This window comes from Syntrophotaleaceae bacterium (genome assembly GCA_041390365.1).
Taxonomy (GTDB): domain Bacteria; phylum Desulfobacterota; class Desulfuromonadia; order Desulfuromonadales; family Syntrophotaleaceae; genus JAWKQB01.
In genome coordinates this window covers 714,236-730,716 of sequence record JAWKQB010000003.1, presented here as the reverse complement: position 1 = coordinate 730,716, position 16,481 = coordinate 714,236, and the positions used below count along the sequence as shown (strand labels likewise).

Here is a 16,481-nt window from a genome sequence, read left to right as displayed (position 1 = left end):
TTATTCTCCTCACAACCTACTACTTCTTGCCACAGCGGATGTTGCGCGAATGATGATAAATTTTATGTCCTCGGAGATTTCTTCTCCGCAGTGCCGGTTTTATTGAAGAAACGCCCCAAGTCGGCAGTCGAGACGTGCATGATCCCCTTGCGCCATAGTTGCAGTTGCGATTCAAAGCGATCCCGCAGGGCCGGATCCTTGCTGATCGCCTCCTCAAGAAGATCCGCCGCGGACATCAGCATGGTGGGATCGCGGGCTATGTTCATAGCCTCTTTAAGGGCCTCTTGGGCCTCCTTTTTCAGGTCATGGCGGGAACGTGCAGAGATGGCGGATTTCTCCCCCGATGTTGTTTGACTGATTGAGGCAAAATAGGACTTGTAGCCGGGCTTCCATTTTTCCAGATCCTTCAGAAGCTCGGAGGCATTGGCATAGCGGTCGCCAGGCGCTGCTGCAAGGCAACGATAAATCAAGGACTCGAGGCCTGCGTCGACACTGACATTGTAAAGGCTCGGCGGACGGATCGGCCGCAGGAAGCGGCCGGCATCATCAATGTCCCGGTCATCAAGCAGGGGAAAGGGCATTTGGTCCGTCAGCAGCAGATAAAGTGTCGTTCCGATGGCCCAGATGTCCGCCGAGCAGGAATCGACGTTTTCCAGTGCCTCCGGCGGCTTGAATCCCAATGTCCCCTTTGCGCTGACCAGTAAGGTCAAAGGATTAACGGTCCTGGCCAGACCGAAATCGCTTAATCGGACATGAAGCCCGTCGCTGTTGAAACCAATCAGAATGTTCTGAGGCTTGATGTCCCGATGCACGACGGGAGGGGAACACGCGTGCGCCACAGCCAGCCCCCGGCAAACCTGTTTGACAATTTCCACGGCGTGGTTGACCGGCATCAAATCGCGGTCAAAAGATCGCCAATAGCGTTCCAGGGTTCCCCCGGGAACGTATGTCATGGTGAAATAAGCGAACTGCCCCCGCAGGGTAGTGAGGACATTGGCATCATAGACCTCGATAATGTTGGGATGTTTGATACCGGAAAGGAGCTGAGCTTCGGCGATATCGCGTTCGATGTCTTCGGCAGTGGCCCCTGGGAGCTTGAAAACCTTCAGGGCCTGACGCCCCATGAAGCGGTGCTTGACTCGATAAACCTCGGCAAAGGCGCCTTCTCCCAGGAGGCGCTCCACTTCATAGGTGTCCCGAATAATTTGTCCCTGCAATAGAATCTTTCTCATTGGGTTCTCGCAACATAACCGGCTTTCAGCACAAACATCGGAGGGAATCACGGATCAATTTCTGAATTCCGTCAGGCAACCAGGGGAAAGTCAGGCTGCGGTAAGCTTCGTTTTTAATCTCGAGGGGAGGCATTGTGGTAATGCAGGCTCTGTGGGTTGCCTGGGCTCTCAATATGGCAAGGATATAGAGCACCCTCCCGACCTCTTTGGGGAGATCGGAATCGTTTTTAACCGCGGCTTTGGCAAAATCCTTTATCCATTGCAGAACTTCAACGGATGGGGAGGGGTGCTGTAAAATATCCTGAAAGGTCCGGCAGGACAAAACGGAGAGCCGGCCGGCAACCCGCTCCGCCGGTTGCCGGCTTATTTCGCCGAACCGCTCGCTTTCCGAAATTAAAGGGGTGTGAAGCTGGTGTTCCAGGATGGCCTTGAAATCCCCTGCGGCCCAGGGAATGTTCGCATCGTGCTCGACATCAAGCAAAGCATACAGCAAGTCTTTGCTTGTTGCCGGCTCTTTGGTTTGTTTTTGACCCATGATGACTTCCTATATTCATTCGTAAAGAACTACTCCAGGAAACACATGATGTTGCGTCTCAACGTTGAATAATTTTTCTGAGGTCCGCTATCTCGTCCTCGATATCTATTCCCTTGCCGGCGTATTTCCCGACGGCCAGGCGAAGATTCCTGGTGAATGTGCGTTTGGCGGTGGCCAGAAGATTTATGGCCTGGCGAGGGGTGGAAATCCCGAAACGGGAGACAATCTCCCGGTAGTCCATGGGTTCTATGCCGTACAACATCGGATCGACAACACGCCGACTGAAAATTTCCCATATTTCCGTGCGATTACGGCAACGGCACTCTTCTTCCGTAAGTCTAACCGCGTCGCGCACTACCTGTTTAATCCACTCGAGGTCAAACAGATCCACCACCTCTGCTCCGGGGATTAAGGTATGTACCGACTCGTCGAACTCCAGTTCGTTATTTTCACGAGAGGCTCTCCGCGATAGCTTAGTCGCCGTATAATTATTAAGGGATTTAAGGATGAAATTTCGGAATTTGCCGCGTCCCTGATCCGCATATCGGGCAAGATCGCTTTTTAATACCTTATCGGCTATAAACCCCTGCAGGAGGTCTTCCGCGAAATCCGCCGGTAATCCGCGTGCCTTTATCAAAAAATTGAGAAGCCCGGGCCGATAGGTATGAAGAAGTTCGGAAAGCGCCTCTTGCCTTATGATTTCATCAGACCCTCCCGCCCTCTTTACCAGAGACCACTGTGTTTCAGGAAACCTTGTTTTTTTGTCCCTACCCATACAAAACCTGTTTAAACAAAAAAGCGGGCGGTCAATTCACCGGCCAGACCTCTCCCTGGAAGACATTTAATTAAACTTGTTTTTAACCTTTCAAATCCCCACCGTCAATCCATTTTATGGGATTAAGCTAAGATTTTTCACTTTCTCCAAAAGGGACAAACCACTGTCCGCCATTTCCCAAAAGAGACCTGAAAACACTCCTTCCATCCCTGCCGGGAATAATGGTAGCATTCCATCCGATTCTGACGTCGAGCCTTCCAAACAATTTTCCGGTGACATGATTCCATGAAAAGACAATTGCCTCCTTTCCTGCAATCCTACGGATTTTCCCTGCTTCTGGTCCTCTCCATGATTATCGGCGCTTCCCTAGGCATCTTCCTGGGGAAGGATGCCGAAGCCTTCAAGCCGCTGGGCGATATATTCCTGAATCTGCTCTTTACCGTCATCGTACCTCTGGTTTTCTTTTCCATTGCGTCCGCCGTTGCCGGAATGTCCAACCCCAAACGGCTGGGCAGGATCCTCTCGCTGATGCTCCTGCTGTTTGTGGCAACCGGCCTTGTCGCCTCGGCGGTCATGATTGCCGTCGTCGTCCTCTTTCCCCCCGCTGCCGGGATCGGCATCCCCTTGCCGGCAACGGTGGATGTGGACAATCTCAAGGTATCCGAGCAGATCGTCCGGGCCTTTACCGTCACCGATTTTCCTCAGCTGGTTTCGAAAAACAACATGCTGGCGCTGATCGTATTTTCGATGCTGACCGGCCTGGCCACCTCCGCCGTGGGCGAAAAGGGAAAAACCTTTGCCAAGCTTCTCGCCTCCGCCAACGAGGTGATGCTGAAACTGGTTTCCTTCATCATGTATTACGCTCCGATCGGCCTGGGAGCCTATTTCGCCTATCTGGTCGGGGTATTCGGTCCGGAGATGCTCGGCTCCTACGCCCGCGCCATGGCCGTCTACTATCCGACCGCCCTGCTCTATTTCGTCGTCGCCTTTACCCTTTACGCCTTCCTCGCCGGTAGAATCAAAGGCATGAAAAGGTTCTGGTGGTACATCATTCCGCCCTCTCTGACCGCGCTGGCCACCGGCAGTTCCATGGCGACCATCCCCGCCAATCTGCAGGCGGCGGACAAGATCGGCGTGCCCCGGGAGATCAGCGAAGTGATCATACCCGTCGGCGCAAGCATCCACATGGAAGGGTCCTGTCTCGCCGCCGTTCTGAAAATCGCTTTTCTCTTCGGGGTCTTTCAGATCCCCTTTACCGGACTCGAACCGATTCTCACCGCCCTGGGCATCGCGCTTCTGACGGGCGCGGTGGTCAGCGGCATTCCCGGCGGCGGCACCATCGGCGAGCTTTTGATTTTGTCCCTGTACGGATTTCCCCCCGAAGCCTTCCCGCTGATCACGATGATCGGCACCCTGGTGGATGCCCCCGCGACCATGATCAACGCCACGGGGGACAACGTCACCAGCATGCTGGCCGCCCGGATACTGGGGGGAAAGGGATGGATGGAATCACAAGGATGAGGGGGAAGGGCAAGAAAAGATGAAACAAAAAATTGGAAAACTCCCGGTTTGGGCGGCCCTCCTGCTGATCTGCCTGGTTTCCGCGTCCTGCGCTTTGCCGAAGCAGAAAGCCGCGCCGCAATGGACCCAGTCCTCTCTGGCAAACCTGCCGACCGAGACAAGCCAGGTCCTGCTGGTGACGAACGAAAATGCTGCCGGAACCCGGGGTCGGATGCATGTTTTGGAAAAGTCAGGCAACCTCTGGCAGGAGGTTTCTCCGCCGCTGCCCGTACTGATCGGCAGGAAGGGCTTTGCTCCTCCCGGAGAGAAAAAGGAGGGGGACGGCAGGACGCCATCGGGCGTTTTCCCCCTGAAACGCACCTTCGGTTATGCTCCGCAGGTCGACACCCGAATGCCTTACCGCCAGGCCGGAGTCGAGGATGTCTGGGTGGACGACGACGCCGCCCCCGACTACAACCGCTGGGTTCGCAGAGGGGAGACCGCGGCGGCTTCCTATGAACTGATGAAACGGGAGGACGACTGCTACAAGGTCGGCATCATCATCGAGTACAACACTGACCCTGTCGTTCCGGGAGCCGGAAGCGCCATCTTCATTCACGTGCGGCGGGGTGAGGACATCCCCACGGCGGGTTGCGTAGCCTTGGCTGAAAAGGACTTGCTGAAGCTGCTCGGCTGGCTGGACCCGGCGGCTGAACCGCTGGTCGTCCTGGGTTCGATGGGGGCGCTGCCGCATATCACTCCATAATGATACCTCTTTGCGGCTTTTCTCGTCGTTCGCTCCTAGGCGCCATCTCGGCTTGTATGCCCTTCAAGTTGGCCCAATCGCCGTGGCCATCATGAACTTCCCTTGACTTGCTTTACCTGTCAGCGGACCCCATGACCTTCATCGTTGGCCCTTTTGCCAGGGCGTTCGTATATTGCGGCAAGTTCGTCCTGCCTAAGTTCGAGCGTTGACATGCTTGATCGGTGAAGGTATGTTAAGTTCTCAATTTAATTGATGCCCAGAGGGTGAGATGTGGGGTTGGCAAATAAGCAGAAAGGATCGATGAGCCCGCTCGACGCCGATGAGGTGTGGGCGGCTTTTTTTGTAGAATGGGCAAAATCAAAAAATACGTCCCTTCGCCTCCTTGACGCGCAAGAGCTTACCTCTACCGCTTATCTCTCACCTCTCGCCTAATCACAACGCCGCGCCTTGCTGCCCGATGCAAACGGTGAAGATGAAATTGCCGACCGCTCGACAAAGCCCGGGCCGGCGTCCCTCTCAATTACATATTTAATGGGTGGAAGATTTTACTTGGCACGTCCTCAGCTTAGGTCGAGCAAAGCCTGATCAATTTCCAGCGGGGAAAACTCTCGCGACTATGCCTAATTATGACCAGAATCCGAAGCCTGTTTTTAGGAGTCACATAAATGGTTGACTTTAAAGCAATGGCCAACAAAATCTGGAGTGTCGCGGATTTGTTGCGCGGTGATTATAAGCAGTCCGACTATGGCAAGGTCATTTTGCCGATGACCGTTCTCAGGCGTCTGGACTGTGTTCTTGCCCCCACCAAGCAGGCGGTGCTGGATTACCTGCCGAAGGTTGAAAAGCTCTCCGACAGTGCCAAAGACCTGACCCTGAACAGGGTCGCCAAACTCAACTTTCACAACCGCAGCAAATTCGATTTCGCCAAGATCAAAGCCGACCCGGCCAATGTGGCGGCCAATCTGCGCAACTACATCAACGGTTTTTCCGCCGGCGCCCGTGAGATCGTCGAGTATTTCAGCTTTGACGACCACATCTCACGCATGGACGATCCGCACACCGACTTGCTGTTCAAGGTGGTGGAAGAGTTTGCCAAGATCGACCTGAAGAACATCTCAACCATGGAGATGGGCTACGTATTCGAGGAATTGATCCGGAGGTTCGCTGAGGCTTCCAATGAAACCGCAGGCGAGCACTTTACCCCTCGCGAAGTCATCAAGCTGATGGTGAACCTGCTGTTCAAGAGCGATAACGACATCCTCACCAGGGAAGGGATCGTCAAGACCTTGTACGACCCGGCATGCGGCACGGGCGGGATGCTCTCCGTTGCCGAAGAGTACCTGTTGAAGCTGAACCCCAAGGCCAAACTTGAGGTGTTCGGGCAGGAAATCAATCCGGAATCCTACGCCATCTGCAAATCGGACATGCTGATCAAGGGACAGAACCCGGCCAACGTAAAGATCGGCAATACTTTTACGGTCGATGGTCTGGAGGGTGAGCGATTCGACTACATGCTCTCCAACCCCCCCTTCGGCGTGGACTGGAAGAAGGCGGAAAAGATCATCAAGGCCGAGGCCGAGAAAAAGGGGTTCGCCGGACGGTTCGGGGCCGGTCTGCCGCGCATCAATGACGGGTCGCTCCTCTTTCTGCAGCACATGATCTCCAAGATGAAGCCGGACGGCAGCCGGATCGGCATCGTCTTCAACGGCTCGCCCCTTTTTACCGGACAAGCCGGGGGCGGCGAAAGCGAGATCCGCAAATGGATCATCGAAAACGACTGGCTGGAGGCGATCATCGCCCTGCCGGACCAGCTTTTCTACAACACCGGCATCTCCACCTATATCTGGATACTGACCAACCACAAGGAAAAGGAGCGCAAGGGAAAAATCCACCTGGTCAACGCCACTGGAACCAAGGACGAGGAGAATCCTGCCATCACGGAAAACCGCTTCTGGCGAAAGATGCCGCGCAGTCTGGGAAACAAGCGGAAGGAAATTCCGGAAAACGGCACCGGTAGGGGGATTGGATTTATCACCAACATCTACTGTGACTTTCAGGAAAACGAGTTCAGCAGGATTTATCCCAACGACTTCTTCGGCTTCTGGCGTGTGACCGTGGAGCGCCCGGAGCGGGACGCCAAGGGGAAGATCGTCAAGGGGCGCAACGGCCAGCCGAAGGCCGATTCGAGCTTGCGGGATTTTGAGAACATTCCTTTTTTGCGCAAGGATGCTAACGGCAAGCTGGTGAAGCAAACCATTGAGGAATACTTCGAGCGGGAAGTGAAACCCCATGTTCCCGATGCCTGGATTGACGAGAGTAAGACCAAGGTGGGTTATGAGATCAATTTCACCAAGTATTTTTACGAGTTCAAGCCGCTCCGATCGCTGGATGCCATCAAGGCCGATATCCTGAAGCTGGAAGAAGAGACGCTGGAGCTTGAAAAGCAGGTGCTGCTGTGATCCGGCGATACGAGAGGTACAAGGATTCCGGGGTGGAATGGATTGGGGAGATTCCGGAGGGGTGGGATGTAAAGAGGCTGAAGCTTGTAGTTTCAAAGGTCGGCAGCGGCGTGACACCCAAAGGCGGAGCCAATGCTTATCAACTTGATGGCATCCCGCTACTGAGAAGCCAAAACATTCATTTCAATGGACTTAAATTGGACGATGTTGCTTATATTTCGCAAGAAATCCATGACGAAATGCAAAATAGCAAGGTCATGGATGGTGATGTGCTCTTGAATATTACAGGCGCGTCAATCGGACGTTGCTATTTTTCTGATGGTTCTTTAGAGGAAGCAAACGTCAATCAGCATGTATGCATCATACGTCCAGCTTCCGCAATAGGCACAAAGTATTTGTATTATCTGCTTCGGTCCGATGTGGGGCAGAAGCAAATTGATGTCGACCAGACAGGGAGCGGTAGAGAAGGTCTTAATTTTGAGGTCCTGAAAAATTTCTTATTCCCATTAGCAGATACTGCCGAACAAACCGCCATCGCCACATTCCTCGACCGCAAAACTGCCGAGATCGACCAGCTTATAGCCAATAAGGAAAAGCTGATTGCGCTCTACGAGGAAGAGAAAGCCACGATCATCAACCATGCGGTTACCAAGGGGCTTGATCCAAAGGTAAAGACCAAACCTTCCGGCGTTGACTGGCTTGGGGATATTCCCGAGCATTGGGAGGTGAAGCGGTTGAAGTATGTAAAAGCTGAGGTTAAAAATTCTTTCGTTGATGGGCCGTTCGGTTCCAATTTGAAGACAGAGCATTTTGTCAACAATGGCGGTGTTTATGTTATTGACAGTGGCTACATCACCTCTGGCTGTTTTAATCAACACAAAGAATTCAAAACAATTACAGAAGAACATTTTGAGACCATAAAACGAAGTGAATGTGTTGAAAATGACATTGTTATTGCGAAAATAGGGGCAAATTTTGGCATGTCTGGAATTTTGCCGAAGCTGGACAAGCCATCTGTCGTGTCTGGCAACTCCCTGAAATTAACAATCGGCAATGGTTATAATCTGAAATTCATACATTATCAGTTGTTAAATCTTAAACAAAACGGTGTCATAGACATTGAAGTAAAAGGCTCTGCACAGCCCGCATTGTCAATGCAGCTGATGAGTGAAATGCCTTTTTTAAAAACAAATGAAGCAGAACAAACCTCTATCGGCGCTCACATAGAAGCCGAATGCGCACGGTTGACCACCATTATCGATAAATTTAAAAAACAGGTCGAATTATTCAAGGAATACCGGACCACCCTGATTTCTGAAGTTGTGACAGGAAAGATTGACGTTCGTGACGAGGTGGCAACATGACGCTTTGCACCGCATGGGTACGGCAGATCAACAACACGGATGAGCTTGTCTTCGCCACCGACAGCACCCTGACCGGCGGCGAAAAATGGGACCACGGCATCAAGCTATTTGAACTCCCCCGCAAGGATTGCCTGCTCTGCTTTGCCGGGGAGACCGGACGAGCTTACCCCTTGATCCTCAATCTCGTTTCGTCCTTGCAGTTCAACAAACAGCTGGAAAATCCTGAAACAAGCATTTCCGAGATTCTCAACCACGTTTCCGAACTCTTCACTAGCCTCATCAAAACGGTCGTCTCCGAAATCCGAAGCAACAACATCCACGAACTGCGCGGCAGCGCCCGATTCCTGTTTGGCGGCTGGTGCTGGCAGTCGAACTCTTTCCGCATCTGGAAGTTGTATTATTCACAGGATGCGGAAGGCTTTCTCTTTGATGAGCTTACCAATGATGCCAACAAAACCCGCTTCTATACTTTTATGGGAGGTGCGGCGATCGACATCGAGGAGGAGGCAAGGAAAAGATTCAAGTCGATCCTGCTGGACGAGGATCTTGTTGACTCAAAACTCGACATGGAACCATTACGGGTCCTGCGGGATGTCGCTCTCGATTCGTCCATTCGGGAAGTAGGCGGCAGCTTGCAAATCGCCAAGGTGTACAAGTCCGGGAAGTCGGAGTTCTTCGGAATCTACTGGCCATCCATCAAGGGGCATCCCTGTTTCCAGGGGCGAGAGCACAACGAATACAACAAACCTTCGGTCCGCTATTTCAGCCCGGACACTTTTGAAATAACCGATCTCGAACTTCCCGAAAGGCTGGCAGAGATCGCCGAAGAGACCTTCAAGCGCGACACGGAGTTTATGCGTGAATGCTATCCTGCAGGAGAAATCAGAGGCGAGCTCACCGACCGAGACAAGCAGAAAGTGAAAGCAATACTGAAGGAAATCGCTTACGCCAGGTATCTGCGGGAGCTGAAAACTGCTGGTGAGGTTGGCGAATGAAAACTGGCGCTCTCATCAACAAACTTCATGAACTCAGTAGCATGACGTCCGAAAATGAAGTCGTCGAGTTCAAGGAAGCCAGAAACGACTACTCCTTCGAAAAAATCGGCAAATATTTCAGCGCCCTTGCCAACGAAGCCAATCTGAAAGCAATCAAGCATGCCTGGCTTGTCTTTGGCATTCATGACAAGACCCGCCGAATTGTCGGCAGCAACTACAGGGCAGACGGCAGAGCCCTTGAATCCCTGAAAAAGGAGATTGCCGACAAGACGACGAACCGCATTACCTTCGTGGAGATCCACGAGTTGAAACTCCCCGAGGGCCGGGTGCTCATGTTCCAGATTCCGGCCGCACCCAAGGGAATCCCCATCGCCTGGGATGGCCATTACTACGGCCGCGACGGCGAATCCCTCTCGCCCCTCAACCTGGAAGAGATCGAACGCATCCGCAGCCACGGTCCGGATAGGGACTGGAGTGCCGTCATCTGTCATGGCGCAACGCTGGACGACCTGTCACCGGATGGCATCCTTAAAGCCCGGTCGGCGTACAAGACAAAGAACCCCAAATTAGCCGAAGAGATAGACGGCTGGGATGATCTGACTTTCTTGAACAAAGCAAAGGTCTGCATCAAAGGCAAGATAACCCGCGCGGCCATAATCCTGCTGGGCAAAGAGGAAGCGGAGCATTTTATCAGTCCGGCGACCTGCAAGATTACCTGGATCTTGAAGGACCGGGACAACATCGAAAAGGACTACCAGCATTTCAGCTGTCCGCTGATTCTCTCTACGGAGGCCGTGTACGGTAAAATCCGCAACCTGAAGTATCGCTATCTTCCCGACGGTACCCTTTTCCCGGATGAAGTGGATCAATACGAGCCGTATATCATCCGAGAGGCGCTGAACAATTGCATCGCCCACCAGGACTACTCTCTCGGCGGGAAAATAACCGTCGTTGAACGGGAGGATGGCTACCTGACCTTCAGCAATCCCGGCGCCTTCATTCCGCATAGCATCAACGAAGTCCTTTTCTCAGACGCTCCGTCGCCGTACTATCGCAACAAGTTTCTCGCCGATGCAATGGTGAACCTCAACATGATCGATACCATTGGCAGCGGCATCAAGAGGATGTTCCTGTTGCAGCGGAAGAAGTATTTTCCCCTGCCGGAATACGAGCTCAAGCCGGACCAGGTGAAAGTTACCATTGTCGGCAAAGTGCTCGACATGAGCTATGCACGAAAACTCGCGAACCTTCCGGATTTGCGCCTGGAAGAGATCATTCTCCTCGACAAGGTGGCAAAGAACCGTCCCCTGACCCATGACGAAATCAAGCTGTTGAAGGGAAAGGGACTGATCGAGGGAAGAAAGCCAAACTTCCACATCTCCGCGACCGTGGCCAAGGCGACAGGCGACCGAAGCGCCTACATCAGGCAGCGCGGCATTGATGACGATTATTGCAGGAAGGTTATTATCGATTATCTGAACGAGTTCGGAGAGGGGAAAAAAGTCGATTTTGAAAGGGTTCTGTTAGACAAACTTCCCGATGTTTTGGACGAAGAGCAGAAAAAGAATAAAATCAAGAACATTCTGCAACAGCTTAAAAACAAAGGGCTTATCCATCCAGAGGGCAAGGTTTGGAAAATGTCTAAGGCCAACTAGCTAGACATTTTTAGACATTTTTAGACATCCGCATAACGCGCTTCATCGACAAGGAACCCACGCGCATGAGCGATATCCGCACGGAAAAGACCTTTGAAACCGCCATCGTCGAAAGTCTGGTTGCCCGGGGGGGCTATGCCCAGGGGTGCGCCGGTGACTACAGCGTTGAACTGGGGATGTTCAAGGCCGACGTGATCGACTTCATCCGGTCAACCCAGGCGGAAAAGTGGACGAAGCTTGAAGCCGTGCATGGCGCCGACTGCCCGCACCGCATCATCCAGCGCCTGTACAAGGAACTTGATCTGCGCGGTGCACTGGATGTGCTGCGTAACGGCTTTGTGGATTACGGCATCCGTTTCCAGATGGCTTTTTTCAAGCCGGAGTCTGGCCTGAACCCGGATACTTTGAAGCTCTATGGCCAAAACAGCCTGAAGATAACCCGCCAGCTCTACTACAGCGACAAGAGCCGGAATTCGGTCGATCTGGCGCTGTCGCTCAACGGCCTGCCTGTTGCCACATTGGAACTGAAGAACCATTTCACCGGCCAGACAGCCGGCAACGCCAAGCGACAGTATGCTCGGGACCGGGACAACCGGGAGTTGTTGTTTGCGTTCAAGAAGAGAGCCCTGGTCCACTTCGCCGTCGATCCCGACGAAGTGTACATGACGACCCGGCTGGATGGGAACAGAACCTATTGGCTACCGTTCAACAAGGGGTGCGGCAACGGCAAAGGGAATCCTGCAAATCCAAGTGGTTACAAGACCTCCTACCTTTGGGAAGAAGTATTGACCAGGGATAGCTGGCTGGACATCATCCAGCGCTTCATTCATCTGCAAACCGAGGCGTATGAATTCGACGGGGTAGTGAAGAAGAGCGAGAAGATGATCTTCCCCCGCTATCATCAGCTTGATTCCGTCCGGAAGCTGACCAGCGACGCCAAGGCCACTGGTGCCGGCAAGAACTACCTGATTCAGCACTCCGCCGGCTCCGGCAAGAGCAACTCAATCGCCTGGCTGGCCTACCGACTTTCCAGTCTGCACAACGAAAGGGATGAGCGGATTTTCGATAGCCTCATCGTGGTGACCGATAGGAAAGTGCTTGATAACCAGCTCCAGAACACCATCTACCAGTTCGAGCATAAAACCGGGGTAGTGCAGAAAGTTGACAAGGACAGTTCTCAGCTTGCCGCTGCGATCGGCTACGGAACGCACATCATCATCACCACCCTGCAGAAGTTTCCTTTTGTAATTGAGAAGGTGGAGGATTTGCCGGACAGGAAGTATGCCGTCATCATTGATGAAGCCCACAGTTCGCAAGGGGGCGAGGCAAGCAAGAAAATGAAGGAGGTGCTTTCTTCCAGATCGCTTGATGCAGCGGTTGAGGATGAGCAGGACGATTTTGACGATGAAGACGCAATCAACGCCGAAGTAGAAAAATCATGCGCCGCCAGGGGCAGGCAACGGAATATCTCTTTTTTTGCTTTTACCGCCACACCAAAACACAAGACCCTCGCCGTGTTCGGCACTCCGGGCACCGAGGACAAACCGCAGCCCTTTCACCTTTACTCCATGCGCCAGGCGATTGAGGAGGGGTTCATTCTCGATGTCCTGAAAAACTATACGACCTATGACCTGTACTTCAAACTGACCAAGGCCATTGAGGACGACCCCCTGCTCAACAAAAAGAAGGCGGCGCAGGCGATAGGCAAATATGTGTCGCTGCATCCGCATAATCTTGCCCAAAAGACCGAGGTTATCGTTGAGCATTTCCGCCAGGTTGTTGCCAAGAAAATCGGCGGCAGAGCCAAGGCCATGCTGGTGACCGGTTCGAGGCTCCACGCCAAGCGATACTATGACGAGTTCAACCGATATATCAAAGCCAGGGAATACACAGACATCAAGGTGCTGGTAGCTTTTTCCGGAAGGGTTGTTGACGATGACTTCCCCGAGGGCGTTGCCGAGCCATCTCTGACAGGGTACGGCGAACGGGAGCTGCCGGAAATTTTTGCGAAGGATGAATACAAAATCCTGATTGTCGCGGACAAATATCAGACCGGATTCGATCAACCCCTGTTGCACACCATGTATGTGGACAAAAAGCTGTCCGGTGTAAAGGCTGTCCAGACGCTATCCCGGCTGAATCGAACCTGTCCCGGCAAGGATGACACCTTTGTTCTGGATTTCGTCAACGACCGGGAAACTATTCTCTCTTCATTCCAGCCGTACTATGAAATAACCACGGTTGCGTCCGAGCCCGACCCGAATCACCTTTACGATCTGAAAGGAAAACTGGACGAAAAGCAGATCTACTGGCAGTCGGAAATTGAAGCTTTTGCAAGGGTTTATTTCAAGGATAGTCGAAGGCTGACGGCCAAGGATCAGTCCTACTTGTATGCGTACATTGACCCTGCGGTTGATAGATTCAGGGCTATTGAGAAGGAGGACGAAAAGGACGAATTTAAGAAAAGTCTTCGAACCTGGACCAATCTCTATTCTTTCCTGGCCCAGATAATGCCCTTTACTGAGCCGGATTTTGAGAAGTTTTACGCCTATGCAAAACTGCTTCAAACCAAACTGCCGAAAAAGGATTTGGCGGAAACCTTGCGGCTCGATGATGAGGTTGCCCTGGAGTATTACCGCCTCCAGAAGATCTCAGATGGCAGCATTGAGCTGCAGAAGGATGAAGTTGGTGAACTTGATGGGCTATCAGAAGCAGGGATCAAGAGGTCAATGGAAGAGAAGGCCGTGCTGTCTGAAATTATCGACATTTTGAACGAAAGGTTCGGCACCAATTTCGAGCAAGCTGACAAACTCTTTTTCGATCAGATTGAAGCCGAACTTGTACTGGACGAAACCTTGAAAACACAGGCACAAGCCAATAAAATCGACACCTTTAAGTATGCATTCGAAGACCAATTCTTAAGCAAGCTGATTGAAAGAATGGATCAAAATCAGGAAATATTTGAAAAAATTGTCGAAGACAATGCATTTGGCGGACTTGTAAAGGAGTGGATGCTGAAAAAGGTTTATATTAAACTTAAAGATATTACTTCTTGATTCTTCAAGCCGCAGCCTATTATAAGGTCATTCAAACGCTTTTTCTCGCGGCTGTCAGCCCCGCAGCGCCAGTTCCTGCTTCTCCAGCACCAGCATCCGGTCGCGCAGTTCGGCGGCCTTTTCGAATTCCAATGCGGCGGCTGCTTGCAGCATCTCGGTCTTGAGGCGGGCGATCTGTTCATGCAACTGGCGGGGGGTCAAATACTCCTCCTGCTCCTCGGCCGCCAACGGCAACTCCACGTAATCCTTCTCGGCAATATCCTCCAGGATCGACCGCAGCGATTTCTTCACCGTCTGCGGCGTGATGCCGTGCTTTTCATTGTACTCCAGCTGGGCTGCGCGGCGCCTTTCGGTCTCCTCGATGCAGGCCCGCATCGATCGGGTGATCTGATCGCCATACATGATCACCCGCCCGTCGACATTCCGCGCGGCCCGGCCGCAGGTCTGGATCAGCGACCGTTCCGAACGGAGAAAGCCTTCCTTGTCGGCGTCCAGAATTGCCACCAGGCTCACTTCCGGGATATCGAGGCCCTCCCGCAGCAGGTTGATACCAACCAGCACGTCGAACACCCCCTGACGCAAGTCGCGAATGATCTCCATGCGCTGCACGGTATCGATATCCGAGTGGAGGTAGCGTACGCGGATGCGCAGCTCCTCAAGGTATTTTGTCAGTTCCTCGGCCATGCGCTTGGTCAGGGTGGTGACCAGAATCCTGTAGCCCCTCTTGACCTCCGCTCGAATTTCATGGATCAGGTCGTCGACCTGGTCCCGGGCAGACCGCACCTCGATGGGAGGGTCGACCAGGCCCGTGGGGCGCACGATCTGCTCGACCACCACCCCTTCGGCCCTGGTCAGTTCATAGTCCGCCGGCGTGGCCGAAACGTAGACGGTCTGGATCCCTTTGGCCTCGAATTCCTCGAATTTCATGGGTCTGTTGTCAAGGGCCGACGGCAGGCGGAAGCCGTAATTGACGAGTGTCTCCTTACGCGAGCGGTCGCCCCGGTACATGGCCCCGACCTGACTGACGGAGACATGGCTTTCGTCGATGAACATCAGGGCGTCTTCCGGGAAATAGTCGAACAGGGTGGCCGGCGGCTGTCCGGGCAGACGGCCGTCCAGAAAACGGGAATAATTCTCGATCCCCTGGCAATAGCCCATCTCCTCCATCATCTCGATGTCGAACAGGGTCCGCTGTTCGAGACGCTGGGCCTCGAGCAGCATGTTCCGTTCGCGAAACCAGACCAGCCGCTCCCTCAATTCTTCCTGAATCTCCTTGATCGCCCGGTCGAGGGTCGGTCGGGTGGCGACATAGTGACTTGCGGGAAAAATCGCCGTCCGTTCGATGCGATCGACGACCCGCCCCCGGATCGGATCGATTTCGCTGATCGTCTCGATCTCGTCGCCGAAAAACTCGATGCGCAGGGCGCGTTTCTCCTCATAGGCAGGAAAAACCTCCACCGTATCGCCCCTCACCCGGAAGGAGCCGCGGTGGAAATCGACGTCGTTGCGGGTGTACTGGATCTCCACCAGCCGCTTGAGCAGGTCGTTCCGCTCCAGTTCCTGCCCCTCCTCAAGGCGGATCAGCATGCCGTAGTAGGCTTCCGGCGAACCGAGGCCGTAGATGCAGGAAACCGAAGCGACGATCAGCACGTCCCGCCGGGAGAGCAGGCTGCGGGTGGCACTGTGACGCAGCTTGTCGATCTCCTCGTTGATGGAGGAGTCTTTTTCGATGTAGGTGTCCGTGGTGGGAACGTAGGCTTCGGGCTGGTAGTAGTCGTAGTAGGAAACGAAGTACTCAACGGCGTTGTGGGGAAAGAGCTCCTTGAATTCACCATAGAGCTGGGCGGCCAGGGTCTTGTTGTGGGCCAGCACCAGGGTCGGACGCTGCACCCGCGCCACCACATTGGCCATGGTAAAGGTCTTGCCGCTGCCGGTGACTCCGAGCAGCACCTGGTGGGTGTCCCCTCGCTGAATTCCGGCCACGAGTTCGTCGATGGCCTGGGGCTGGTCGCCGCGGGGAAAATAATCGGATTTGATTTCGAATCTGGCCATGGGACTTATTGTAGGGCAGACGGCCGCTGCCAGGCAATGCGTGGAATGGCAGGAGAGAGTTTTTATTGACAGGCGGACTCTAATGAATTAAA

At 53.3% G+C, this 16,481-nt stretch carries 11 protein-coding genes; 7 read left to right on the top strand and 4 right to left on the bottom strand.

Translation table 11 applies throughout. The features are described 5' to 3' along the window. Positions 1-62: 62 nt before the first annotated feature. From R2940_15660 to R2940_15650, 3 genes are read right to left on the bottom strand one after another with little or no spacing between them, the layout of a single operon-like run. Positions 63-1,232 carry a serine/threonine-protein kinase gene (locus R2940_15660; GenBank protein MEZ4601226.1) on the bottom strand — a complete coding sequence of 390 codons (1,170 nt, stop codon included), beginning with the start codon at positions 1,230-1,232 and terminating at the stop codon, positions 63-65. A gap of 25 nt (positions 1,233-1,257) precedes the next feature. Continuing rightward, a complete protein-coding gene (locus R2940_15655) occupies positions 1,258-1,767 on the bottom strand; it encodes a hypothetical protein (GenBank protein MEZ4601225.1) in 510 nt (169 codons plus the stop codon). 58 nt (positions 1,768-1,825) lie between these two features. Then, positions 1,826-2,542 carry a hypothetical protein gene (locus tag R2940_15650; GenBank protein ID MEZ4601224.1) on the bottom strand — a complete coding sequence of 239 codons (717 nt, stop codon included), beginning with the start codon at positions 2,540-2,542 and terminating at the stop codon, positions 1,826-1,828. A gap of 285 nt (positions 2,543-2,827) precedes the next feature. On the opposite strand from R2940_15650, the gene R2940_15645 reads away from it, so the two are divergent. From R2940_15645 to R2940_15615, 7 genes are all read left to right on the top strand, one after another. Beyond that, the gene (locus R2940_15645) at positions 2,828-4,063 is read left to right on the top strand and encodes a dicarboxylate/amino acid:cation symporter (GenBank protein MEZ4601223.1); all 1,236 of its coding nucleotides are present in this window, start codon (positions 2,828-2,830) and stop codon (positions 4,061-4,063) included. Positions 4,064-4,082: 19 nt separating this feature from the next. After that, positions 4,083-4,808, top strand: coding sequence for a L,D-transpeptidase family protein (locus tag R2940_15640; protein ID MEZ4601222.1), 726 nt, complete (start codon positions 4,083-4,085; stop codon positions 4,806-4,808). Between the two features lie 665 nt (positions 4,809-5,473). Next, entirely contained in the window at positions 5,474-7,267 is a 1,794-nt protein-coding gene (locus R2940_15635; GenBank protein ID MEZ4601221.1) for a class I SAM-dependent DNA methyltransferase, read from the top strand. A 32-nt stretch (positions 7,268-7,299) separates the two neighbouring features. Beyond that, positions 7,300-8,631, top strand: coding sequence for a restriction endonuclease subunit S (locus R2940_15630; protein MEZ4601220.1), 1,332 nt, complete (start codon positions 7,300-7,302; stop codon positions 8,629-8,631). Then, a complete protein-coding gene (locus R2940_15625; protein MEZ4601219.1) occupies positions 8,628-9,626 on the top strand; it encodes a hypothetical protein in 999 nt (332 codons plus the stop codon). Before R2940_15630 ends, R2940_15625 begins: the two co-directional genes overlap by 4 nt. Beyond that, on the top strand, positions 9,623-11,281 hold the full coding sequence (locus R2940_15620; GenBank protein MEZ4601218.1) for a putative DNA binding domain-containing protein: 1,659 nt from the start codon (positions 9,623-9,625) through the stop codon (positions 11,279-11,281). The genes R2940_15625 and R2940_15620 overlap by 4 nt, the downstream gene beginning before the upstream one ends. Before the next feature lie 191 nt (positions 11,282-11,472). Continuing rightward, complete coding sequence (locus tag R2940_15615) at positions 11,473-14,337, top strand: DEAD/DEAH box helicase family protein (protein ID MEZ4601217.1); 2,865 nt, start codon at positions 11,473-11,475, stop codon at positions 14,335-14,337. Between the two features lie 54 nt (positions 14,338-14,391). Here the strand turns inward: R2940_15615 and uvrB are convergent, their stop codons facing one another. Further along, positions 14,392-16,389 (bottom strand): excinuclease ABC subunit UvrB, encoded by a 1,998-nt coding sequence (uvrB, locus tag R2940_15610; protein MEZ4601216.1) that lies wholly within the window; start codon positions 16,387-16,389, stop codon positions 14,392-14,394. Positions 16,390-16,481 lie beyond the last annotated feature (92 nt).